Raw genomic sequence first — 23980 nt, forward strand, 5'->3', positions numbered from 1 at the left:
ATTTATCAAAGTTAAGTCCAATTTGACATACATGAAGCATTGTCATCAATTGGGGGATATCGTTTCGACTGTTACAGATAAGTCAGGATTCTCATATAAAAACGCAGCCATTTCGTCATTCATTTCAAAGCCTTTGTCACGACTATGAAATACCACTTGTTTATCACCTTTAAGTTCTTGAAAAACAAACTTTAAGCGCGCTTTGCCGGGATGCGTTTTAACATTTCTTTCAAGAAATTCCAGCTGCTGTTCGGTGAAAAGATTGGGATTGATATGCAGCTGCATCTGCCGGGTAAGCGTTTTTCTTATCGTCTCCAGCAAACAGATCTCTGACACCCTGAAATTCCATTCATTCCTGCTTTCCCATTTTTCAAACTTCCCGGTGATGAAAACGCAGGTACCCGTCACGAAATAATTGGCATACTTCACATAAACATCTCCGAAGAGCGTCAGTTCGAATTTTCCTGAAAAATCTTCCAGGTTCAATACGCCATACTTCTTACCTGTTCTTGAAAGTTTATGTTGTGAACCGGTGACAAGACAAGCCAGCCTGAAAGGTTTTGTTGGCTGTGGCTGCGTAGCAATAGACTCTTTGAATTCATTGAAAGCGGCAACAGAAGTGATATCGTAATGCTTCATTTCAAAACGATAGTGATCCAGCGGATGTCCGCTTAGAAACATCCCCGTGATTTCTTTCTCCTTATCCAGCAATTCCGTCAATGACCAGGTTGGACAATCAGGAATCTTTGGCGGCGGGATGTCATGCATCACCGGAAGATCACCGAACAATGTGTTGGCATTGTTCGTGGACTGACTCTGCCAGATATTTCCGTATTTAATGATTTTTTCCAAGCCAGAAACCGTTTCTCCATCTGCCACATGAAAATATTGTGCCCTGTGCAGATCAGGATAAAAATCAAATGCTCCAGCAGTTGCAAGACTCTCCAGCGATTTCTTGTTTGCCGTACGCTGATTGACTCTTTTCACAAGATCGAAAACGGTTTTAAACGGACCGCGTTTTTTTCTCTCTTCGATAATCGATTCTACAGCGGCTTCACCCACGCCTTTAAGTCCACCCAACCCGATACGTATTTCACCTTTGTTATTTACTGCAAAGCCTTTGAGTGATTCGTTGATATCAGGGCCGAGTACTTTCAATCCCATTCGTTTACATTCTTCCATGAAAAATGTAATCTTTTCAATATTACCTGCATGATTCAATACCGCAGCCATAAATTCCGCCGGGTAATGTGATTTCAGATAAGCGGTCTGGTAAGCAACGAATGCATAACAAGTGGAATGCGATTTATTAAACGCGTATTGCGCAAAGGCTTCCCAGTCTGTCCAGATCTTTTCCAGTTTGTCTACCGCAAAACCTTTAGCAGAAGCACCCGCAATAAACTGCCCTTTCATTTTATCCAGTACAGCCTTTTGTTTTTTACCCATCGCTTTACGAAGTACATCCGCATCACCTTTACTGAAACCGGCCAGCTTTTGCGCAAGCAACATTACCTGCTCCTGGTATACTGTAATACCATAAGTTTCGCGCAGGTATTCTTCCATTTCCGGTAGATCATAGGTGATCGTTTCCCGTCCATGTTTACGATCAATAAAGTTCGGAATGTAAGCAAGCGGACCCGGACGATACAATGCGTTCATCGCAATAAGATCGTCAAACTGGTCAGGCTTTAATTCACGCAGATACTTCTGCATGCCCGGACTTTCAAACTGAAAGGTTCCGATTGTTTCTCCCTTCTGATATAGTTGAAAAGTCTTTTCATCATTCAATGGAATCGTATCGATATCGATTTCCAATCCATAATTTAATTTGATAAGTTCGAGCGCAGTCTTCAGGATATTCAGCGTTCGTAATCCAAGAAAGTCCATCTTGATTACGCCTGCTTCTTCAATCACACTTCCTTCAATCTGTGTTACCCAAAGGCTCGAATCTTTTGCTGTACAGACAGGAATTAATTCAGTAAGATCTTTTGGTGCGATAATGATACCCGCCGCATGTATGCCTGTGTTGCGAACAGAACCTTCAAGAATTTCTGCTTCATGTAATACCTGGCTTCTTACATCTTCAGTAGCCTTATAGATATCTCTTATCTTTTTTACATTCTCAATTTCATCTGCAGAAAGTGATTCTTTTTCTTCCAGACTTTTCTCACCACTGATAGGCGCGTGCAGAATTCTTTTCAGAGAAATACCCGGGCGCTCAGGAACCATTTTGGTAAGAATGTTCGACTCTACCAACGGAAGATCCATCACACGCGCCACATCTTTGATACTCAGTTTAGCAGCCATTGTGCCATAGGTGATGATCTGCGCCACCTGGTTCTGTCCGTACTTGCCAACAACATAATCGATCACTTTCTGGCGGCCTTCGTCATCAAAATCAGTATCTATATCCGGCATCGATTTACGATCCGGGTTCAGAAACCTTTCAAAAAGAAGATTGTATTTGATCGGGTCAATATTAGTGATGCCGACACAATAGGCTACTACGCTTCCCGCAGCGGATCCGCGACCGGGTCCGATGAACACACCGATCTCGCGACCGGCTCGAATGAAATCAGACACGATCAGAAAGTATCCCGCAAACCCCATGGTTCGGATGGTGAACAGTTCAAAACGGATTCTTTCATCGATTTCCGGAGTAATCTCGCTATATCTTTTATTGGCACCTTCCCAGGTCAGGTGTTCCAGGTAGTCTTCCTGTGTAGAGAAATTTTTTGGTACTGGGAAATGGGGGAGAAGGATATCTCTTTTCAAATCCAGCAGTTCAACCTTATCAACAATCTCCCTTGTATTATCGATCGCTTCTTCCAGGTCGGAAAACCCGGAAAGCATTTCATCATGCGTTTTGAAATAAAACTGGTCATTCGGAAATGCAAAGCGTTTGTTTTTTGCAAGAACATCGTCATCTGTAAACTCTCTCAACGCCGGAGTTGCCAGTTTTTCGCCTGTGTTAATACAAAGCAAAATATCATGTGCGTTGAAGTCGGTCTGATCAACATAATGCGAATCATTCGATGCAATCACCTTCACATTATATTTTTTCGCAAACTTTAACAGCACTTTATTTACCTTTTCCTGTTCGGGTAGGCCATGCCGTTGTAATTCGACGTAATAGTCTTCCTGGAAAATATTCAGCCACCATTTGAACTCGTTTTCACCATCTGCCTCTCCTTTTTTCAGAATGGTCTGCGGAACCAACGCGCCAAGGCAGCAAGTGGTTGCAATCAACCCCTCGTGATACTTGTGTATCAGGGTTTTATCAATCCTTGGATACTTTCCGTACATGCCTTCGATAAAACCCAATGAAGTCAGTTTCACCAGGTTCTTATAGCCAGTTTCATTTTTGGCAAGAAGAATCTGGTGATGACGCGGATCCTTTTCTTCTTTGGAAAAAGTTTTTCGTGTACGATCAGTGGTGATATAAAATTCGCAGCCAACAATAGGCTTTACTTTCAGCGGACTTTTTTTATCATCAGGATTAACCTTATGTTTATATGCCTCAGCAACAAATTGAAATACACCAAACATGTTACCATGATCGGTGATGGCAAGGGCAGACATATTATCTTTGATCGCTTTCGAATATAACGCTTGAATTGAGGCAGCACCATCAAGTAAAGAGTACTGGGTATGGACATGCAAATGAGAGAACCTGTTCATTTGTTAAAGATGGTCTTAAATTTGTGCAGAAACACACGAAGTTCGGTAATAATCAGGCGTATGTCGCGTTTGATTTTCCACAAAACTTGCATATCGGGGATGCATTTATTATTTTGTTTGACTAAACGGACGGTCTTGAAACTTCTGAAACCCTACATGGCCATACTGGTCCTGCCAGTATTTCTATTCAGCTGCTCGGCCCAGAAAAAAGCAGCCGGAACATCTGCCAGTCACCGGACTAACGGTTCCCCTTTTATTGAAAATATCTCGGTTTCCTCATCAGGAAGCGGAAAATCCAAACAATCGGAGCCCAACCTGCCCGATCTGAAAGACAATTACAGCTACCAGGTGGAAATTGGTAATATGGCGAATATTGAGCAATCGTTACCAAAACAGTTCAAATACGCGATCCTGCTGGATGTCGATGTGGAAGAACTTAATAACCAGGACCTGCTGGATTATATTGATTCCTGGTGGGGTACGCCATATCGCTATGGCGGAAACTCGACTGATGGAATCGATTGTTCAGCTTTTACCCAGGGTTTGCTTTCTGCTGTCTATAATATCGAAATCCCCAGGATTGCCCGCGAACAGAAGAAGCACTGCGTCAGCATAAAATCTGCCCGTCTTCAAACCGGGGATCTCGTATTCTTCAATACGCGCGGCGGAGTTTCGCATGTCGGCATCTATCTCTGCAATAATAAGTTCGTACATGCTTCAACCTCCAACGGAGTCACGATCAGCGATCTTGATGATCAATATTGGAGCAGGAAATATGTCGGTGCCGGAAGGCCGAAAGGAGAAGCAGTAGCTAAGGATTAAGTGGTAAGTTTTGGGTATAACGTAAAACGTAGAACGTAAAACGCAGGCTTATCAGGATGTTGTTTGTTTAATTAAATTCCCCCGGCAAATCATCAAACACAAACCAATCGCGAGTATCAACGTTCAACGTTAAACGTTCAACGTTCTACGTTAAACCTAATTGAGTGAGCTGTTCTTTACCTTGCTATTCACCGCAGGTACCTGTTCTTCTCTTACATAAAAATTCGGATCCACTTTTACGGATTGAATATTGCTTTTCAGTTTCAGATCTTTTGATGCTGTACCAGGATAAATCCACTGCGATTCACCGCCATTGATACTAATCTTCACCGGTACATCATATCCTGGAATGCAATCTGTCCAGCGGTAACTTAATGTTTTTCCCTTCACACTGTATTCCAGTTTTGGAATAAGAATATGTCTTAGGTATTGATCAAATAATTTTGAAAGATCGCGACCGGCTTTTTTGCTCCAGTATTTTTCGATATCAGCAGTGTTTGCCGTTGTATGATACCAGGTCGAACTCATTTCGCGTAATGCCTGGCGAAATGCTTCATCGTCTTTGAAGAACTGCCTGAAATAATGGATCAGGTTGCCTCCCTTATAGTACATATCACCTGAGCCTTCTTCATTTACTCCATAAGGACCGATGATCGGGCTCTTGTTTTGTATCAAAGCCCTTGTTCCGCTTACATAGGCCAATCCTGCTTCTTTCCCGCTCTGGCATTGCGTATAAATGGTTTCGCTGTAATTGGTAAAACCTTCATGCAGCCACATATCGGCGATATCATTTGAAGTGATATTGTTTCCAAACCATTCGTGACCACTTTCATGAATGATGATAAAATCCCATTTCAACCCGTATCCCGATCCGGAAAGGTCGCGTCCGCGATAACCGTTCTGGTAGCCGTTACCGTAAGCCACTGCACTCTGATGTTCCATACCAAGATGAGGCGATTCAACCAGCTTGAATCCATCTTCATAAAAAGGATATGGCCCAAACCAGTATTCAAAGCATTTGAGCATCAGCGGTGCCTGCTGAAATTGCGTTTTTGCTTTTTCGAGATTATAATCCAGCACCCAATAGCTGCAATCCAGGTTCCCTTTCTCCCCGGCATAATTCTCAATCCAGTTTACATATTTGCCAATGTAAGGAATGATATTATAACTGTTGATTGGGTTGGTGACCGCCCAGGTCCAGGTGATCTTTCCTTCGCCAGCCAGTTTTTTTTCACGAAGGCGACCATTGCCCACGGCTGTCAGTGTATCCGGCACCGTTATACTTAAAGTAGCGCTGTCAGGCTCGTCGCTCTGGTGATCTTTACATGGGAACCACACACTGGCACCAAGGCCCTGGCAAGCCACACTCATCCATGGATTTCCGGCTTTATCTTTTACAAAAATCCAACCGCCGTCCCATGGCGGATTTTTCGCAACCTTTGGTCCGCCGGCATATTCCAGCATTACTTCCTGTGCTGAACCTATCGCTGGTGTGTTAGGAAATTGCAGATAAGCAACATTCCCATCCCGCGTGATCTGCAGTGGCTGCCCATTCCATGTTGCTGCCGTGAGTTCCATTGGTTGCTGCAAATCAATCTGCATTCGATTGCCTGATTTTATCACCTGGAAACCCATCACCACATTTCCCGAGATTTTTCTGGAGTTATAATCCGGCGTAACAGAAACCGCATAGTGTTTTACATCCCACCACCCACGATCTTCATTGATCGTACCACGTAAAGTATCCTGTTTTGAATATGATTTTGCTTGTCCGTTAAGTTGTGCCTGTATACCAGTAGTGATGAAAGTCAGACTCAGAAAAAACAATGGAGCTGCAAGGGTACGGCAGATTTTTGAAGGTTTTCTCATTGATGTAAATTGTTTATCCGGCAGACCTTTCAGCCGGAATAAGCTATAAATTTATGGGCTTATCCACAATACCTGTAATGATTCTTTTACGAACGGTCAGCCTTTCAATTATTGTTTGTATTTATACCCTTTCCGGATGCAGTGGGAACCCTGATTCCCGAAATGATACCTTTTATTACAATCAACCTGAAGGCATCCGCACACTTGATCCTGCCTATGCAAAAAATCAGCCGGTGATGTGGGCAGTACATCAATTGTATAATACATTAACTGAGGTCGACAGCCAATTAAATATTGTACCGGCTCTTGCAAAAGAATGGACACTTTCTGAGGATAGGCTCATCTATAAGTTTCTTCTTCGAAACGATGTTAATTTTCAGGATCATGCTGTTTTCGCCGGTGGAAGAGGCAGGAAACTGGTTGCTGCAGATGTAGTTTACAGCTTCAACAGAATTATCGATCCTGCAGTTGCCAGTTCAGGTGCCTGGATATTTAACAGCAGAGTTGCAACAAATGATCCTTTTGTTGCCGTGAATGATTCTGTATTCGAGTTGAGATTGATCAGGCCCTGTCATCCGATACTCGGAATATTAAGCATGCAATACTGTTCGATTGTTCCGCATGAAGCTGTTGAAAAATATGGAAAGGATTTTGGACGCCATCCCGTAGGTACCGGACCATTTCAGCTAAAGTCCTGGGATGAAGGGCAGACGATGATTCTGCTTAAAAATAAAAATTACTATGAAAAAGATGAAAGCGGTTATACCTTGCCGTATCTCGATGCTGTAAAGGTTTCTTTCCTGGACAATAAAACGGCTGAATTCCTCGAGTTCCAGCAGGGTCGATTGGATTTTATCAATGATATCGATCCGAATTTTAAAGATGAAATACTAACACGGAACGGAGGATTGAAGAAAGAGTGGGAAGGAAAGATTCAGTTGTTTAAACATCCCTATCTGAATACGGAATACCTGGGTTTTCTCTCGGACGACAATAGTCCGCTTCTGAAAAATTCACCATTGCGTTTGCGGCAGGTTCGTCAGGCAATGAACTACGCGATAGATAAGAGAAAGATGATGTTGTACCTGCGCAATTCCATTGGTACACCTGCGGAAAACGGTTTTGTTCCTGATGCATTACCGGGGTTTGATAAGGGTTCGGTACAGGGTTACATTTATGACAAATCAAAAGCAGCTGCCTTGCTTGCAGAAGCAGGATTTCCTGGCGGTAAGGGATTGCCGGTTACCAAGTTGATCACAACTCCCGTATATGCTGAACTCGGCGCTTTTATCGTGAGGCAATTCGAAGAATCCGGAATTCCTGTTCAGCTGGAAACGGTACAGAGAAGTACATTGCTTGAACAGATCGCCGGTGAACAGGTGTTGTTTTTCCGCGGAAGCTGGATTGGCGATTATCCCGATCCTGAAAACTATCTCAGTGTATTCTATGGTAAAAACCCGGTGCCTCCCAACAACACACGCTTCAGTAATAAACAGTATGATCAATTATATGAAGAGGCGATACAGGAAACCAACGATTCATTACGACTTCAACTGTACCGAAAAATGGATCAGCTGGCAATGAACGAAGCTCCGGTCATTCCACTTTGGTATGATATGGCAATACATCTTGTAAGCCCCAATATCAGCGGGTTTGGACCGAATGGTTTGAATATGCTGGAGTTGAGGAGGGTGAGGAAAGGGAAGGCCGGGTGAAGTTTACAGCTCACAGTTCACCGTTCACAATTGAAACAGCCAGCCTGCCGTCAGGCAGGTTCATAATTCATAGTTTGAACAGCCAGTTTAAAGTTTATAATCACTTCCAAATTGATCACAATCAATTCACCCAAAAATGTAGGTATGCCATGCCTGGCGTCCCTGCATTTTTATAAAAAAATCAAAATGATATCGATTACTAAAAATCATTGACCCTTAAAATCGTAGAGACGTCATGCATGACGTCTCTACGATTTTAAGGGTCCTGAAACATATCAAGGCACCGATTTATTCAACATTCAGCTGAATCTGCTACTTTTTTTCATTACATCAGGAACATAAATCAATCAACCGCCGGCTGTTCCCTACTTACTACTTGCTACTTACTACTCACTGTTTCGCTTTAGCCTTAAACACCTTTTCAAACTTCTCCAGCTTGGGCCTGATTACAAAATAACAATACGGTTGATTTGGATTGTTCTTGTAATAATTCTGATGGTAATCTTCTGCCGGATAAAAGTTTTTGAACTTTTCAATCACGGTAACAATGGGTTTTCCGAAGGCACCACTCTTATCCAATTCTTCTTTATAATGAACGGCTTTCTTATGCTGATCTTCATTATGATAAAATATCGCGCTGCGGTATTGCGGGCCTACATCATTACCCTGGCGGTCCATCGTGGTAGGGTCATGTGTCTGCCAGAAAACTTCAAGAATTTCGTCAATACTAACCTTTGAAGGATCATAAGTAAGCTGTACAACTTCTACGTGCCCGGTATTTTTTTCACATACCTGCTCATAAGTTGGATTTGCCACATGGCCTCCACTGTATCCACTCTGTACTTTCACTACGCCCTCCATTTGCTGGAAGATCGCTTCTGTACACCAAAAACATCCAGAACCAAGCGTGATGGTTTCTGTATTCATATTTGAAATATATTTCGCGTTTGTAAACTGGGTCGACCCGGGAGATTCGTGTTGCGTGCACGAAAAAAGAGCTGCGGTGAGCACCGCAATTCCTGCGAAAACTGACTTTATCATTGCCTCAAGTAAATTTAGTTCATGCGTCTACAAAGTTCCGTGTTGGATATCTTATCTCCAACGCATTTAACTTAATACTGATATAATGTTCCATGTAAATGTACGGTTTTAACAATACGTTAAGTGAGCAGTGGTGATAATCTGGAACAGATTATTTTCCTTTTTCATACTAACTTTACCGGTTTTACTGATCGACTTTCATGAAGTTATTTCCCGAATCTGCAGGCGTTCAACTGGAGTTTGATAAAGTACGGCACCTCCTTGCCGAACATACCAGGACCATCTACGCAAAAGAAAAAGCGTTGGATCTCCGTGTGCACACACGCAAGGAATACATAGAAACCGAATTACAACAAAGTCAGTCATACTTATATATTCTTCAGCAGGGGCAACCATTCCCCAATGATTTTATCCAGAATATTTCCCGTGAACTTCAGCTGCTCGGTATTCCAGGAGCCGTATTAAGTGCAGAAGATTTTTTGCAGGTCAGGCGTCTCGCTGAAAATACAAAAGATATTTTCAGATGGTTCGATGCTGACCGCCAATCGGCGTACGAATCTTTATACCGTGTGATTTCTTCAACACACTACGAAAAAATAATTCTTCAGCAGATTGATGAAATACTCGATGAGCAGGGCGTTGTAAAAGACAATGCTTCAGAAGGGTTGTCGTCGATAAGAATGAGTTTATACCGGAAACGTGGGGAACTCCGGAGATTGTTTGACAGGATAGTTCAAAAACTCAGTAAGTCAGGATATACTGCAGATATTGATGAAGCATTTCTTAACGGCCGTCGTGTTGTTGCGATTTATGCCGAGCACAAAAGACAGGTGAAGGGTATTCTCCATGGGGAAAGTGACACACGCAGAACCTCCTATATCGAACCGGAAGAAACCATCGAACTCAATAATGATATTTTTTCTCTCGAGAACGAAGAACGCGCAGAAGTGTATCGCATTCTGAGAAAACTGACTGAACTACTCTCATCGCATGCGCCTCTATTGAAAACCTGGTTTACCATCGCAGGTGAATTTGATTTTATAAGGGCAAAGGCCAAACTGGCTTCAGACTTACATGCAGTTCATCCGCAGATTTCTGATCGCTCAGGAATCGACCTGATAAAAGCCTATCATCCATTATTATTTCTTTATAACAAAAAGAACGGCAAGCCTGTAGTACCTGTCAATATTCAACTGAATGATAAAAACAGGATACTCGTAATTTCTGGTCCAAATGCTGGTGGAAAAACAGTTACATTAAAAACCGTTGGGTTATTACAACTCATGGTGCAAAGCGGTTTGCTTGTTCCTGTTCATCCCGATTCCAGTTTCGGGATTTTCAAACAACTGATGATTCATATAGGCGATACGCAGAGCATAGAGTTCGAATTGAGTACTTATAGTGCTCATTTGAAGAATATGAAGTCTTTTATGGAGCAGGCGAATGGAAGAACGTTGTTCTTTATTGATGAATTAGGAAGTGGAAGCGATCCTGATCTGGGTGGTGCTTTTGCGGAAGTGTTTCTTGAAGAGTTACTGAAAAAACATGCGATTGGTATTGTAACCACGCATTACCTGAACCTGAAAGTAATGGCCAGCAAAACAGCTGGCATCGTGAATGGTTCGATGGCATTTGACGAGAAAAATCTTTTGCCTCTGTACCAACTCAATATTGGTAAGCCCGGGAGTTCCTATACTTTTTCAATTGCCGAGAGAATAGGATTGAATCCACAGTTGATCAATCGTGCGCGTCAGTTGGTGGATGACAATCATTTTAAGCTCGACAAGCTCTTAAACGCAACTGAACAGGATCTGCGAAAAATTCAACAGAAGGAAAAAGAATTACAGAGCTTATTGAAAGAGAATGAGAAGTTAAAAAAAGAAATGACCCAGTTGCTGGATAAAGAGAAACACAGGCAACAAGTCGAATTGCTCAAACAACAGAACCGTATAACCGAAGAACGCATCGCCTATTTGAAAGACATGGAGCGAAAGCTTCGTCAATTGGTATTCGACTGGCGCCGCGCAGAATCTGACAGTGATAAAAAAGATATCATGCGCCAGATGCAGGCCCTTCTGTTCAAGCAAAAAGAAAAACAGGTCAGCGAAAAAGTGAAGAAAAAATTCGACGAGAAATACGTGGAGTTGAATGAAGAACCGCGCGAAGGGGGAAAGGTGTTAATGAAACAAAATAACCAGGTAGGATTACTTACGGAGATACGTGGAAAGAAAGCCATTGTGCAATTAGGCGTTGTGCCAATAACAGTTGAGTTGAAAGATCTGATTGCGGTGAAGGATAAAGAAGAAGCGGGAGAGGTGGAAAGTTGAACGTTAAACGTTGAACGTTCAGCGTTGTACGTTTAACCCAAAATCAGTACTTTGGCTGATGCAAAAACTACTGCTTGTCATCCTCACCGGATTTTTCTTTTCCTGTTCTCAAAACAAACAAAAAGATCTCGATTGGGCCGTTGCTGGTGGACAGCGGGCCATAAACCATTATTCTGAAGCTTCCCAGATCGATACTGCAAATGTTCATCTCCTTACCAAAGCCTGGGAATACAATACTGGCGATGCTGACAGCGTCAACCATTCCCAGATCCAGTGTAATCCGATCATTGTTGATGGAATCGTATATGGCGTTTCTCCGCAATTGAAACTCTTTGCAGCCGACGCCGGAACCGGACTTCCTAAATGGGTCTTTAATCCCTTCGATTCTATTCCCGGTTCAAAGCGATCATTCTTCAATATGAACAATAGTCGCGGAGTAAGCTATTGGAGTGATGGCAAAGAAGAAAAACGAATATTCTATACTGCGGGTTCCTTTCTGCATTGTGTAGACGCAACAACAGGAAAACTCGTAAGCAGTTTTGCTGACAGCGGAAGACTTGATGTTCATTCCGGCTTTCATAGAAATGTAGATGATCTTTTCATCACGAACTCTTCTCCTGTGATGATCTATAAAGATATTCTCATTATGGGAAGTCGCGTTGATGAAGGCCCTGCAGCAGTGCCTGGTGATATTCGTGCGTTTGATGTTCGTACCGGGAAACAGGTCTGGATATTTCATACGATCCCTCATCCCGGTGAGCCTGGCCATGAAACCTGGGATAATCCGGAAGCCTACCTGCGCATTGGTGGCGCCAACAACTGGAGCGGAATGAGCCTCGATGAAACACGTGGTATTGTTTTCGTTCCTACGGGTTCCGCTTCATTTGATTTTTATGGTGGAAAAAGAACGGGCAACAATTTATATGCAGATTGCTTACTTGCACTGGATGCAACAACCGGAAAATTGAAATGGTATTTTCAGCAGATCCATCACGATGTCTGGGATCGCGATTTACCTACACCACCGGCATTGATAACGGTGACGCATAACGGCAAAAAAATTGATGCTGTTGCTCAACCTGCAAAATCCGGATTTCTATGGGTATTGGATCGTGAGACAGGTAAATCACTGTTTCCTGTAACAGAACAACCTGTACCTACCGATACAGAACTCAGTGGTGAAAAAATGTCGCCTACTCAGCCAATGCCTTCAAAGCCTGCTCCATTTGCGAGACAATCATTTCCTGAATCGGAATTGAATAATTTATTGCCTGATTCGTCGTTCCAGGATGTAAAAACACGATGGGCGAGTTACAGAAAAGATCACATGTATGCTCCTCCTTCTAAACAGGGAACTATTATTTTTCCGGGTTTTGATGGTGGTGCAGAGTGGGGAGGTCCGGCGTACGATCCGGAAACGGGCATCATTTATATCAATTCAAATGAAATGGCCTGGGTGCTAACGATGGTTGACAAACCGCTCACTCCCAAAAAGGAAAATTTCAAACAGGCTGCGAACCGGTTATATAGCCAGTATTGCATGACTTGTCACGGACCTGATAAAAAAGGTAGCGGAAGTTTTCCTGCCTTGGATACAGTTCACAAAAAATATGATGCTGCATCGCTCGCTGGATTGTTGAAAACAGGAAGAAGGATGATGCCATCTTTTAATCAGTTGAAAGAAGTGGAGAGGAACGCGATTATCGGTATGTTGCTGAATAAGAAAGACGATGATGAAAAGCCTTTCCCTGCGCAGGCTGTCGATAGTTTTCTCAGTCTTCCTTATGGTATCACCGGGTATAATAAATTTTTAAGTAAAGAAGGATATCCTGCTGTGAAGCCGCCCTGGGGAACATTGAATGCCATCGACTTGAACACAGGAGAGTATGTCTGGAAACAACCTTTTGGTGAATATGCAGAATTCAAAGCGAAGGGCATTGAAACCGGATCTGAAAGTTATGGAGGAGCTGTTGTTACAGCCGGCGGATTGTTATTTATTGCGGCTACACGTGACGGTAAGATTCGCGCTTTCAATAAAAAAACGGGAAAGCAACTATGGGAATATGAACTTCCCGCACCAGGTTTTGCAACACCTTCAGTATATGTACACCAGGGAACACAGTATTTGTTGATTGCCTGCGGTGGCGGAAAACTGGGAACAAAAAGCGGCGGGAGTTATATTGCCTTTGCGTTACCCCGGTAATGAATTTATTTCTTAAATCGTGCAGCTGCACGATTTCGAACCCATTGATTTTTATAAAAAGATGAAATTTTCCTTTTTCTCCTGGATTCTTTTGGTAGTGGTTTTATCAGGACAATTGCATGCGCAGGAACAACCGGTATTGTGGTATGAACAGCCAGCAAAAATCTGGACAGACGCTTTGCCGGTTGGGAATGGGCGGCTTGCAGCTATGATTTATGGAAAAACAGGCAAGGAGCAGATTCAATTGAATGAGGAAACGATCTGGGCCGGCACGCGTGTAGACGATATCAACCCTGGCGCGAAATCTCATCTGAAAGAGATACAGGAATTGCTATTTAAAGAGAAAAATAAGGAAGCTTATGATCTGACTAAAAAATATATGCTCGGAACGCCGCCAGAAATCAGGTCATACCAAACACTTGGAGATCTTTTTATCGAATGGATGGATAGCGCCGCTGCCACGACTGATTATAAAAGGTCTCTCGATATCGGGCAGTCGGTTCACACCACCAGTTTTACACGAAATGGAAGAAAACTGACCGGGGAGATTTTTATTTCTTCACCTGCGGATATGATGGTGATAAGAGTTTCGATACCTGGGGGAAAAATCAATTGTAATATATCGCTGGAAAGGGAACGCGATGCAGTGATAACGGCAAGGGGCAACCGTCTTCTGATGAATGGCCGGATTAAAGATGAGAATGAACCTGTGAAGTTCGGACCGATAGGCGATCACATGAAATTTGCAGCCATAGCAGAAGTAAAGAATACCGGGGGAAAGATTACAGTTGCAGGTAATAAACTTGAAGTTCGGGATGCTACTGAATTTGTGATTGTTTTCACAGCCGCATCGGATTACAATTTGACTGAACTGGATTCGGATCCGGCGATCGAACCGATGAAAATCTGTGAATCCATTATTGCAAAAAACAGCAGGAAAAATTATACTGCTTTAAAGAAAGAACATCTTGCAGAATATCAGCCTTTGTTCGGCAGTTTGCAGTTTCAACTCGGCGGTGAAACACACCCTGAACTCCCGACGGATAAAAGACTAAGGTGGTTTAATGATGGCGGAAAGGACATGGGTTTAGTGCCTTTGTACTTTCAGTATGGAAGATACCTGCTTCTTTCCAGCAGTCGTTACCCTGCAAAATTACCTGCCAATCTTCAAGGCAAGTGGAATCCATATTTCAACGCGCCCTGGCAAAGTGATTATCATACTAACATCAACCTCCAGATGAATTACTGGCCTGTTGATCTCGCCAATGTTAGCGTGAGTGCGCAGCCACTCGCCAATTTTATGCAGGCGATGATTCCACCCGGTAAAAGTGCTGCAGAGAAAATGTATGGCGCTGGCGGGTGGATGATGCATCATACTACTGATATCTACGGTCGTACCGCAATCAATACTGATCCGATCTGGGCGACGAGTCCGCTAGCAGGAGCCTGGATGGCATTGAGTATATACGATCATTATGATTTCACGCGTGATCGAAAATACCTCGTCAACTATGCTTATCCGTTAATGAAGTCGGCAACAGATTTTATACTGGATTTTCTCGTTCATGACCCCGATGGACAGTTGGTAACAGCGCCATCTATGTCTCCCGAGAATGGATTTTATCTTCCCGTGGATACCGTCTATCGCAACGTGGTTACCTATGGTCCATCGATTGACATTCAGATTATCCGCGAATTGTTTGGCGCTTTGCGCGCAACTGCATCGGTCACTGGTTTGACTAATGAATATATTCAAAGGATGAATGAAGTGGAAAAGAAATTGCCGCCGACTAAGATCAATAGTTATGGCGGCATTCAGGAATGGATCAGGGATTATCGCGAAGAGGAACCGGGGCACCGGCATATGTCGCAATTATTTGGTCTTTATCCGGGCACAACCCTAACAAAAGATACAAGTTTGATGCGTGCAGCAAGAGTTACCATCGAGCATCGTTTAAAATATGGCGGTGGTCATACAGGTTGGAGTCGTGCATGGATGATCAATTTTTACGCGCGGTTAAAGGACGGTCCGACTGCATATTATCATTTAAGCCAGCTTCTGAACAAATCGACTTTGCCCAATCTTTTCGATAATCATCCACCTTTCCAGATCGATGGAAATTTCGGCGGCACTGCAGGAATTGCAGAAATGTTGATTCAATCGCATAACGGCAAAATTGAGTTGCTTCCTGCGTTGCCACCGGAGTGGCCTGCCGGAAGGATTATTGGTCTTAAAGCACGTGGTGGCTATATTGTGGAGTTATCCTGGAAAGATGGTAAACTCGCTGATTGTAAAATCTATTCCTCTACCGGCGAGCCCGTAGTGGTAAGCTATAAGGGCAAAGAAGTAAAAATGCAAATTCCAGCTTTGGATACGCGCTCTGCGAAAGACCTGGCAGGCTTTTAAAACCTCGCCGGTCTTCTAAACCTGGCAGGTCTTCTAGACCTAGGAGGTTTAGCACCCCCGAGGTTGTTCATATTTTCACGAAAACTTCGTGTAAATCCTCAGGAAATAGCGTGATAATAACAGAAAGTCATTTGTGAAAGTGAACCTGGGAGGTCTAAGACCTCCTAGGTCTTCAAAACCTTCAAGGTCTTAAACCTGCGAGGTCTTAGACCTCCCAGGTGTTTTTGCCAAGGTTCACCTGCTGCTGAATATTTTATCCATTAAAATCCACTTTTCGCCTGACTTCGCCCAGGGAAGGGGTTGCTGAAAAGTCCACATGAAATTTTCCCATTCCTGCAGGCGTGGATCTTTTGCTTCTTTCGCCGCCATCGCTTCGAAACTGAAATCGTCATCGGTTTCTATGATCATGAACAGACGAGTACCTGTCCTGTAGAGTTCCATCAACTGAATTCCGGAGACTTGTATATGCTCTTTTACTTCCGGCCATATATTACGATGGATTCGTTCGTATTCTGCTATCCGTACAGCATCATCCTTCAGGTCCAGGGCAAGACAGAATTTTTTCATGAACTTATTTTTACACGGTATCCGGAAAATGCAAAAAACACAACGATCCCAAAACAAATCAACGGAACGATAAAGGCAGTAGGTGTACTGTAATGATCGGCAAGGTATCCCATAACCACAGGTACCAATGCACCGCCAACAATAGACATGATGATAAAAGAAGACCCGTTTTTTGTATGCTTTCCGAGATCTTTTACACCCAACGCAAAAATGGTCGGGAACATGATCGATTCGAAAAAGAATATAGCCATCAACGAACCAATCGAAAGTTTACCTGAACCCCAAACTACAAAGGCACATAAAATAATATTGATGATGGCATAAACACCGAGCAATTTATTCGGAGGCACGGCGCGCATGATTGCTGTACCGGTAAACCGACCGATAGTAAAAAGCAGGAGACTGATAAACAAAAGATAAGATGCATCCTGGTTTGAAATACCCAATCCTTTTTCAGTGCAGTAGTTGATAAATAACGCAGCAATTCCAACCTGCGCAGCAACATAGAAAAATTGGGCCACTACTGCATGTTTGAAATTGCTGTGCTGAAAAAGAGTGGTCTCAGCCTTCATCACCGTACTCTCTACTTTTTCCTCTTCTTTCACTTCAGGCATCGGTGTCCTGAAAAAAATCAATGCCACGATCAATACTACAACAGCTATCAAAACATAAACAAGTTGAACGGATTGCAGGTTGTTGGTTTCGGCAGTGGTCGGTTCACCCTCACTAAAAAACAAAGCACCTCCGATAATCGGTCCGACAAAAGATCCAACACCATTAAAACTCTGCGACAGGTTCAACCTGAAGGTTGATGTTTTGGGATCTCCTAAAACAGTAACATATGGATTTGCTGCAGTTTCCAGAAAAGTAATTCCAGATGCGAGGATGAATATCGCCAAAAGAAAAAATGAAAACGAACTCATTTCCGCAGCAGGATAAAACAAAGATGCGCCTAACGCAAATAAGAGTAAGCCGAATATAATTCCCTTCCTGTATCCAGCTTTCTTCATAAACAATCCGGCTGGTAATGCGATAGTAAAGTAAGCACCAAAATATGCGGCCTGCAATAATGTCGATCTCTGCCGGGTAACGTTTAAAGCTTCCTGGAAATGTTTATTCAATACATCCAGCAACCCATAAGTGAGACCCCATAGAAAAAATAAACTGGTTACTAATATCAGAGCCAGCAGGTAAGGGTTTTTTGATTTCATATATGGCGACGTTTAACGTTCTACGTATTACGTTTAACGTTTAACGTTAAACGCAGCGAGTTAAAAAATTATAAAGCACGATCGAGGTGAACATATCCGCCATCAACATGTATCAGCTGACCGGTGGTATGGCTCGATTTCTCTGATAATAAAAATGCAACCGTCGATCCGATTTCTTCTGTGGTCGTCATTCGCTGACCGAGCGGAATTTTATCCGTTATCCTCTTCAGTGCTTCATCAGGATCAGGCAATGTCTGGATCCATTTTTCATATAGTGGCGTATATGATTCAGCCACTATAACCGCATTCACACGTACGCCATATTTCAACAATTCGACGGCCCATTCTCTTGTCAATGCATTACGGCCACCATTAGCAGCAGCATATGCAGACGTTCCGCCCTGGCCGGTTTCCGCCGTTTTTGAAGATATATTTACGATTGCTCCTTTAGACTGAATCAACGATGGCAATGCCCAATGTGCCATCAGGTAATAATGTACAAGATTTTTATGCAGCGATGCCATGAACCGATCATAATCTCCATTTTCAAGGTTAACTCCGTCATTTACTCCTGCGTTATTGACAAGACCATCGATACGACCATACATATTCAATACGGCATCGATTGCTTTTTTGCATTCATCAGGATTGGTGAGCTCCGCAACAACATGATTGCCTTTGTGTGAAATTTCATCGAGTGCCTTAAGATTATCTTCTTTATTTCGTCCAATAATCACAGGTAAGGCACCCTCTCCAGCAAGCACTTTTACAATTCCATCACCAATGCCTTTCGCACCACCGGTTACAACAATGATCTTTCCTTCTAATTGTAAATCCATATTAATCGATTTGATAAAAACGAATGGCGTTTCCTCCCATCACTTTTTTTCTTTCTTCCTCTGAAACCTGGCCAAGAAAACGCGTTAATATTCCCTGTACTTCTCCATAAGATGCTGCAAGCAAACATACCGGCCAGTCTGATCCAAAACACAATCGCTCAACTCCGAAAAATTCTGCCGCAATTTCAAGATAAGGTGAAAGATCTTCATATTTCCAATGTTTCCAATCCGCTTCAGTAACCATTCCACTCAATTTACAATAGGTGAGGGGATGCTTTGAAAGAATCCGGATCTGTTCACGCCAACGCTTGATCTCTTTGTATTTTATTGCAGGTTTACCCAGGTGATCCAGCATAAAAAACTGATCAGGAAAATTCTCGACAAACCTGTTTAATGAAGGCAACTGATCCTGGTATACGAGTAAATCATATCTCAGGTTAAATGAACTCAGCCATTTCAATCCGTTTTTGAATGAAGCATTGGTGAGGTAAAGTTCATCTGGTTTCCCCTGTATGATATTCCTGAAACCTTTTAATTTCTTCTCTTTTTTCGCATGGATCAGTTTTTCTTCAATCGCAGGGGATTTAAAATCCAACCATCCGACAACAGCTTTTATGAAAGAATATTCCGATGCCAATCCCAACAGAAATTTATTCTCATCCTCCGATTCATCTGCCTGTACGGCAACACATCCATCAACCGCATTCGTCTGAAAAATTTTCAACAACTGGTCAGGAAGAAAATCTTTTCTGATCACTTCCATATCGGGCGTTATCCAGGCATCCCTGACCTCATTGAATTTCCAGAAATGCTGATGTGAATCGATGGTCATATTGCAGAAAAAATTTATCTGGCGTTTACTGCTGTCTGTTCCTGCTTGCCAAGACCTTCTATTCCGAGTTTTACATGATCGCCGGCGACAAGGTATTTCTGCGGCTTCATTCCAAGGCCTACACCCGAAGGCGTACCGGTAGTAATTACATCACCCGGCAGCAGGGTCATGAATTGCGAAATATAACTGATGAGAAAAGGAATATTAAAGATCAGATCTGAAGTACTGCTATCCTGTACACGTGTTCCATTAACCTCCAGCCATAACCGAAGATTGTGCGGGTCTTTTACTTCATCCGGAGTTACAAGCCATGGACCCAAGGGCGCAAAGCTGTCACAGCTTTTCCCTTTTACCCATTGTCCGCCGCGTTCCAGTTGAAATGCGCGTTCGCTGTAGTCGTTATGCACACAATATCCGGCAACGTAGTCCAATGCATTTTTTTCGTCGACATACAAAGCCCGCTTACCTATAACCACCGCGAGCTCAACTTCCCAGTCTGTTTTTTCAGAATTCCTGGGTATGATAACATTGTCAAAAGGTCCGCATAAAGCCGTTGTACTCTTAAAAAAAAGAATGGGTTCTTTGGGTATGTCTGCTCCGCTTTCTGCCGCATGTTTTGCATAGTTAAGGCCGACACAGATTATTTTTGAAGGTCTTGCCACACATGAGCCGATTCTTTCCGCGCTGCTCACCTCCGGACAATTCTGTTCATTTTTTTCGAGCCATTCTTTTAATGAGGCGACACCATCATTCTGAAAAAAACTTTCATTATAATCGGAGCCGAATGCACTTACATCGATAGATTTTCCGGAAGGCAGTACGACGCCCGTTTTTTCTGCACCTTCTTTCCCAAAGCGGAATAGCTTCACGTTGATTTTGTTTTAAGGTTATTTAAAATGAAATGGAAATATAGAGAAAAAGGACGAGAGACGTAGTAGAGCCAGGCAGAAGGCCGGAGTGAGGAGGCAGTCTCACCTTTAGCGCGACGCAAATGTTGCTGTTTAAACTAACTTGAAGATTTAGATCGTTAAGTCTCAACTGTAAATTTTCAAGTTATATAGTAGGATTTTTAACGAAGAGAAATTAGTATCAAGCGTTAAAAACAGTTTTAATACTGTCTGCAATACAATGTGACCAGCTTTATCTTGTTTATGATATCCTTAATTTGATGCCTGACACTTTCGTCTATTTTCTAAATATCCTGCCTCCCCACTCCTTACTCCTCACTAATTATTCAGCCTCGTAAATCCTCCATCAATAGCATAATCGCATCCGGTGATAAAACCTGCTTCCTCACTACAAAGGTATAACGCCAGATAGGCAATTTCTTCCGGTTTTGCCATGCGCCCGATGGGTTGGGTCGCTGATAACTTCTCAAACATCTCCTGTTCTTTGCCAGGATAATTTTTACTGATAAATCCGTCAACAAAGGGTGTATGCACCCGCGCCGGGGAAATGCAGTTACACCTGATGCCTTGTTTGAGATAATCTTTTGCAACACTTAATGTCATCGAAATTACAGCACCCTTGCTGGTGCTGTAAGCAAAGCGATCCGGAATGCCGATCGTGGCTGCAATTGATGCCATATTCAGGATTACACCCCTGGATTTTGCCAGCATAAACGGCAATACTGCATGAATACAATTGTATGGCCCTTTAATGTTAACATTGAGGATTCTGTCGAAATCTGCTTCTGTTGTATTGAGTGCATTTCCAACGTGAGCAATACCTGCATTGTTAACCAGAATATCAACGCCTCCGGTATCTGCAATTGTTTGAATTACTGCTTTCACTTTTTCCTGATCGGCAATATTCACTTCGTGTGCAGTAGCCTTATATCCAGAACTTCTTATTTCTGAAGCAACTTCTTCCGCAAGGGCTCCATTCAATTCCAGGATGTGGACATCTCCGCCCTGGCTCGCAAACAATTTTGAAATGGCAAGACCGATTCCACTTGCACCACCGGTGATAATTGCCGACCTGCCTTCAAGAGAAAATATCATGATGAATTTTTGCGGATGAAATTAGTAAAAAGATAGCCAATTGTATATACATGTGAGTAGTGCAGAAATTATAATATTTTCGAAGACATTTTAAAATATATGAAACTATACAGGACGTCTTCATCTATTCTGATAGAACATGAGGGTCAGTATTATGAATCCAATGCCGACTGGGATGAGTTTGTTAACCGCGAAGGCCTGTTTGCGTGGCTGAAAGAAAAACTCGCATCATTTAAGCCTTCTGTTGCGCCTGAGCCTGACACATCATTTCTGCCGCCGATTCAATCTCAGGAGATCTGGGCCGCTGGTGTTACCTATTTTCGTAGTCGCACTGCCAGGATGGAAGAGTCCAAAGACGCGGGTGGCGGAACTTTCTATGATAAGGTTTATCATGCCGAAAGACCCGAAATATTTTTCAAGGCGCTGGCGCATCGTACTACAGGGCACCGGGGTAAGATCCGCATACGCCGGGATTCTGCCTGGGATGTGCCTGAACCTGAGCTTACCTTGTTTATGTCATCAGCAGGTACCATTGAAGGATATACCGTTGGAAACGATGTCAGTTCAAGAAGTATTGAAGGCGAGAATCCATTATATCTTCCGCAGGCAAAATCGTATCAATACAGCGCTGCACTGGGCCCCTGTCTGCTGGTTAAGGAAAGAGTAATTCCAAGAGATGCGACCATCCGCCTGCACATCATTCGAAAAGGCCAGGACATGTTTGATGGAAATATCACCATCGATCAGATGAAAAGATCGCATGAGGAGCTGGTAGAATTTCTGTTTCGTGAATCAGATTTTCCATACGGTGCTTACCTGATGACAGGCACGGGTATTGTACCTCCTGACAGTTTCACGCTGCAGGAAGGGGATGAAGTTCGCATATCCATTACTGGTATTGGTACCCTGATCAGTTTCACCGAGAAAAAATAACAGATGCGTTATACAGCTTTTTTTGTTCTATTGTTTTCAGGTCTTTCCGTTTTTTCACAATCCGGCCCGCCAGCACCCTACGGCGTTTTACCTTCTGCGAGGCAACTCCAATGGCATGAAACCGAAATGTATGTGATCATGCACTTTACGCCTACAACATTCGAAAATAAAGAATGGGGTTATGGTGATGCTGACCCATCTATTTTTAATCCTACTGATTTTAATCCTGATCAGATCGTAAAATCTGTGAAAGCGGGCGGCTTCAAAGGCTTTATCATGGTAGCAAAACACCATGATGGATTCTGTCTCTGGCCGACGAAAACGACTCCTTATAATATTTCAAAAAGCCCATGGAAGAACGGCAAAGGAGATATGGTGAAAGAGTTTCAACAGGCGTGTAAAGCCAATGGAATAAAGTTTGGCGTGTATTGCTCTCCGTGGGACAGAAATAATCCTGCCTATGGAACTGAAGCCTATGTGCAGACGTACAGGAATCAATTGAAAGAGTTGTACAGCAACTATGGTGATTTGTTTATGAGCTGGCATGATGGGGCAAATGGAGGCGACGGTTATTATGGTGGAGCTAAGGAATCCAGGAAGATAGATCGGTCTGTATATTATGGCTGGGATACGACCTGGGCAATAACACGGAAAATGCAGCCAGGTGCAAGTATATTCAGCGATGTGGGATGGGATGTCCGTTGGGTAGGAAATGAACGAGGTGAAGCCGGGGCAACTTCCTGGGCAACATTTACGCCGACCCCACTAGAGGGGAAAACGAAAGTCGGACCAGGAGAAGTTCGTGATGATCTTTCTCCGGAGGGCACACGTAATGGAAAATTCTGGATACCGGCGGAATGCGATGTTCCGCTTCGAAAAGGATGGTTCTATCATCCGGAAGAAGACAGCACTGTAAAATCGCCCCGTAAACTTTTTGATCTCTACCTCAAAAGCGTTGGACGAGGAGCAGCGCTTGATCTGGGAATTTCACCCGACAGGCGCGGACAATTACACAACAATGATGTAAAAAACCTCGCAGCACTGGGAAAAATTATCAATTCCATGTACAAGGAAAATCTTGCATCAAAAGCAACCATACTTGCCAGTAATACCAGGAATAAGGATTCAAAAAATTTTGGTGTTGCAGGTTTGGTTGATAATAAAATGCAGACTTACTGGTGTTCAGATGATAGTGCAAAAAATCCTGAGCTGACACTTGAATGGAAAAACGCGCAAACCGTAAACATCATACGACTGAGAGAGAATATTGCTCTTGGTCAACGCATTGAAGAAGTAGTTTGTGAAGCGTGGATGGATGGCAGCTGGAAAGAAATTGCAACTGCAACGAGTATTGGTGCGAGCAGAATACTGTATCTTGAAAATCCGGTTACAACAAATAAGCTGCGTGTCAGGATAACAAAATCTCCGGTGGCGGTAACGTTGAGCGAATGGGGGGTGTACTACTTAACTCCCGATCTGCTGCAGTAAATTTTAATTCCCGTAAGGACATTCAGAATTCAAATCCGGAAT

General features: G+C 43.0%; 16 protein-coding genes. 7 read left to right on the forward strand and 9 right to left on the reverse strand.

From position 1 onward, the window contains the following. Positions 1 to 45 precede the first annotated feature (45 nt). Positions 46 to 3681: a DNA polymerase III subunit alpha gene (dnaE, locus tag P2W82_RS01725; RefSeq protein WP_336514104.1), complete on the reverse strand. Its 3636-nt coding sequence runs from the start codon at positions 3679 to 3681 to the stop codon at positions 46 to 48. Between the two features lie 135 nt (positions 3682 to 3816). On the opposite strand from dnaE, the gene P2W82_RS01730 reads away from it, so the two are divergent. After that, a complete protein-coding gene (locus tag P2W82_RS01730) occupies positions 3817 to 4503 on the forward strand; it encodes a C40 family peptidase (protein WP_336514105.1) in 687 nt (228 codons plus the stop codon). 156 nt (positions 4504 to 4659) lie between these two features. Here the strand turns inward: P2W82_RS01730 and P2W82_RS01735 are convergent, their stop codons facing one another. Further along, entirely contained in the window at positions 4660 to 6372 is a 1713-nt protein-coding gene (locus P2W82_RS01735; RefSeq protein WP_336514106.1) for a M1 family metallopeptidase, read from the reverse strand. Positions 6373 to 6425: 53 nt separating this feature from the next. On the opposite strand from P2W82_RS01735, the gene P2W82_RS01740 reads away from it, so the two are divergent. Beyond that, positions 6426 to 8087 (forward strand): ABC transporter substrate-binding protein, encoded by a 1662-nt coding sequence (locus P2W82_RS01740; protein ID WP_336514107.1) that lies wholly within the window; start codon positions 6426 to 6428, stop codon positions 8085 to 8087. Between the two features lie 390 nt (positions 8088 to 8477). On the opposite strand, the gene msrA is transcribed toward P2W82_RS01740, so the two are convergent. After that, positions 8478 to 9128, reverse strand: coding sequence for a peptide-methionine (S)-S-oxide reductase MsrA (msrA, locus tag P2W82_RS01745; RefSeq protein WP_336514108.1), 651 nt, complete (start codon positions 9126 to 9128; stop codon positions 8478 to 8480). Positions 9129 to 9328: 200 nt separating this feature from the next. Between msrA and P2W82_RS01750 the strand changes: the two genes are divergently transcribed. From P2W82_RS01750 to P2W82_RS01760, 3 genes are all read left to right on the forward strand, one after another. Further along, on the forward strand, positions 9329 to 11455 hold the full coding sequence (locus P2W82_RS01750; protein WP_336514109.1) for an endonuclease MutS2: 2127 nt from the start codon (positions 9329 to 9331) through the stop codon (positions 11453 to 11455). A gap of 58 nt (positions 11456 to 11513) precedes the next feature. Then, a complete protein-coding gene (locus P2W82_RS01755) occupies positions 11514 to 13658 on the forward strand; it encodes an outer membrane protein assembly factor BamB family protein (protein WP_336514110.1) in 2145 nt (714 codons plus the stop codon). 61 nt (positions 13659 to 13719) lie between these two features. After that, positions 13720 to 16065 carry a glycoside hydrolase family 95 protein gene (locus tag P2W82_RS01760; protein ID WP_336514111.1) on the forward strand — a complete coding sequence of 782 codons (2346 nt, stop codon included), beginning with the start codon at positions 13720 to 13722 and terminating at the stop codon, positions 16063 to 16065. Positions 16066 to 16299: 234 nt separating this feature from the next. Here the strand turns inward: P2W82_RS01760 and P2W82_RS01765 are convergent, their stop codons facing one another. The 6 genes from P2W82_RS01765 to P2W82_RS01790 form a co-directional block, all read right to left on the reverse strand. Then, a complete protein-coding gene (locus tag P2W82_RS01765; protein WP_336514112.1) occupies positions 16300 to 16632 on the reverse strand; it encodes an L-rhamnose mutarotase in 333 nt (110 codons plus the stop codon). Further along, positions 16629 to 17843 (reverse strand): L-fucose:H+ symporter permease, encoded by a 1215-nt coding sequence (gene fucP, locus P2W82_RS01770; protein ID WP_336514113.1) that lies wholly within the window; start codon positions 17841 to 17843, stop codon positions 16629 to 16631. The genes P2W82_RS01765 and fucP overlap by 4 nt, the downstream gene beginning before the upstream one ends. 68 nt (positions 17844 to 17911) lie before the next feature. Then, the gene (locus P2W82_RS01775; protein ID WP_336514114.1) at positions 17912 to 18682 is read right to left on the reverse strand and encodes an L-fucose dehydrogenase; all 771 of its coding nucleotides are present in this window, start codon (positions 18680 to 18682) and stop codon (positions 17912 to 17914) included. 1 nt (position 18683) lies between these two features. Then, the gene (locus tag P2W82_RS01780) at positions 18684 to 19514 is read right to left on the reverse strand and encodes an amidohydrolase family protein (RefSeq protein ID WP_336514115.1); all 831 of its coding nucleotides are present in this window, start codon (positions 19512 to 19514) and stop codon (positions 18684 to 18686) included. Positions 19515 to 19528: 14 nt separating this feature from the next. Beyond that, on the reverse strand, positions 19529 to 20383 hold the full coding sequence (locus P2W82_RS01785; protein WP_336514116.1) for a fumarylacetoacetate hydrolase family protein: 855 nt from the start codon (positions 20381 to 20383) through the stop codon (positions 19529 to 19531). A gap of 357 nt (positions 20384 to 20740) precedes the next feature. Beyond that, positions 20741 to 21517, reverse strand: coding sequence for an SDR family NAD(P)-dependent oxidoreductase (locus tag P2W82_RS01790; protein ID WP_336514117.1), 777 nt, complete (start codon positions 21515 to 21517; stop codon positions 20741 to 20743). A 99-nt stretch (positions 21518 to 21616) separates the two neighbouring features. On the opposite strand from P2W82_RS01790, the gene P2W82_RS01795 reads away from it, so the two are divergent. Both P2W82_RS01795 and P2W82_RS01800 read left to right on the forward strand, forming a co-directional pair. Then, positions 21617 to 22450: a fumarylacetoacetate hydrolase family protein gene (locus P2W82_RS01795; protein WP_336514118.1), complete on the forward strand. Its 834-nt coding sequence runs from the start codon at positions 21617 to 21619 to the stop codon at positions 22448 to 22450. A gap of 3 nt (positions 22451 to 22453) precedes the next feature. Further along, positions 22454 to 23938: an alpha-L-fucosidase gene (locus P2W82_RS01800; RefSeq protein ID WP_336514119.1), complete on the forward strand. Its 1485-nt coding sequence runs from the start codon at positions 22454 to 22456 to the stop codon at positions 23936 to 23938. Positions 23939 to 23980: the final 42 nt, after the last annotated feature.

Origin of the sequence: Pollutibacter soli, from assembly GCA_029269725.1 — a bacterium.
In the GTDB taxonomy this organism is placed as follows: Bacteria; Bacteroidota; Bacteroidia; order Chitinophagales; family Chitinophagaceae; genus Pollutibacter; species Pollutibacter soli.

Coding starts and splice junctions, on each gene's coding strand:
- dnaE (WP_336514104.1), bottom strand. CDS start 3,681: ATGAACAGGTTCTCTCATTTGCATGTCCATACCCAGTACTCTTTACTT.
- P2W82_RS01735 (WP_336514106.1), bottom strand. CDS start 6,372: ATGAGAAAACCTTCAAAAATCTGCCGTACCCTTGCAGCTCCATTGTTT.
- P2W82_RS01740 (WP_336514107.1), top strand. CDS start 6,426: ATGGGCTTATCCACAATACCTGTAATGATTCTTTTACGAACGGTCAGC.
- msrA (WP_336514108.1), bottom strand. CDS start 9,128: ATGATAAAGTCAGTTTTCGCAGGAATTGCGGTGCTCACCGCAGCTCTT.
- P2W82_RS01750 (WP_336514109.1), top strand. CDS start 9,329: ATGAAGTTATTTCCCGAATCTGCAGGCGTTCAACTGGAGTTTGATAAA.
- P2W82_RS01755 (WP_336514110.1), top strand. CDS start 11,514: ATGCAAAAACTACTGCTTGTCATCCTCACCGGATTTTTCTTTTCCTGT.
- P2W82_RS01760 (WP_336514111.1), top strand. CDS start 13,720: ATGAAATTTTCCTTTTTCTCCTGGATTCTTTTGGTAGTGGTTTTATCA.
- P2W82_RS01765 (WP_336514112.1), bottom strand. CDS start 16,632: ATGAAAAAATTCTGTCTTGCCCTGGACCTGAAGGATGATGCTGTACGG.
- fucP (WP_336514113.1), bottom strand. CDS start 17,843: ATGAAATCAAAAAACCCTTACCTGCTGGCTCTGATATTAGTAACCAGT.
- P2W82_RS01775 (WP_336514114.1), bottom strand. CDS start 18,682: ATGGATTTACAATTAGAAGGAAAGATCATTGTTGTAACCGGTGGTGCG.
- P2W82_RS01780 (WP_336514115.1), bottom strand. CDS start 19,514: ATGACCATCGATTCACATCAGCATTTCTGGAAATTCAATGAGGTCAGG.
- P2W82_RS01790 (WP_336514117.1), bottom strand. CDS start 21,517: ATGATATTTTCTCTTGAAGGCAGGTCGGCAATTATCACCGGTGGTGCA.
- P2W82_RS01795 (WP_336514118.1), top strand. CDS start 21,617: ATGAAACTATACAGGACGTCTTCATCTATTCTGATAGAACATGAGGGT.
- P2W82_RS01800 (WP_336514119.1), top strand. CDS start 22,454: ATGCGTTATACAGCTTTTTTTGTTCTATTGTTTTCAGGTCTTTCCGTT.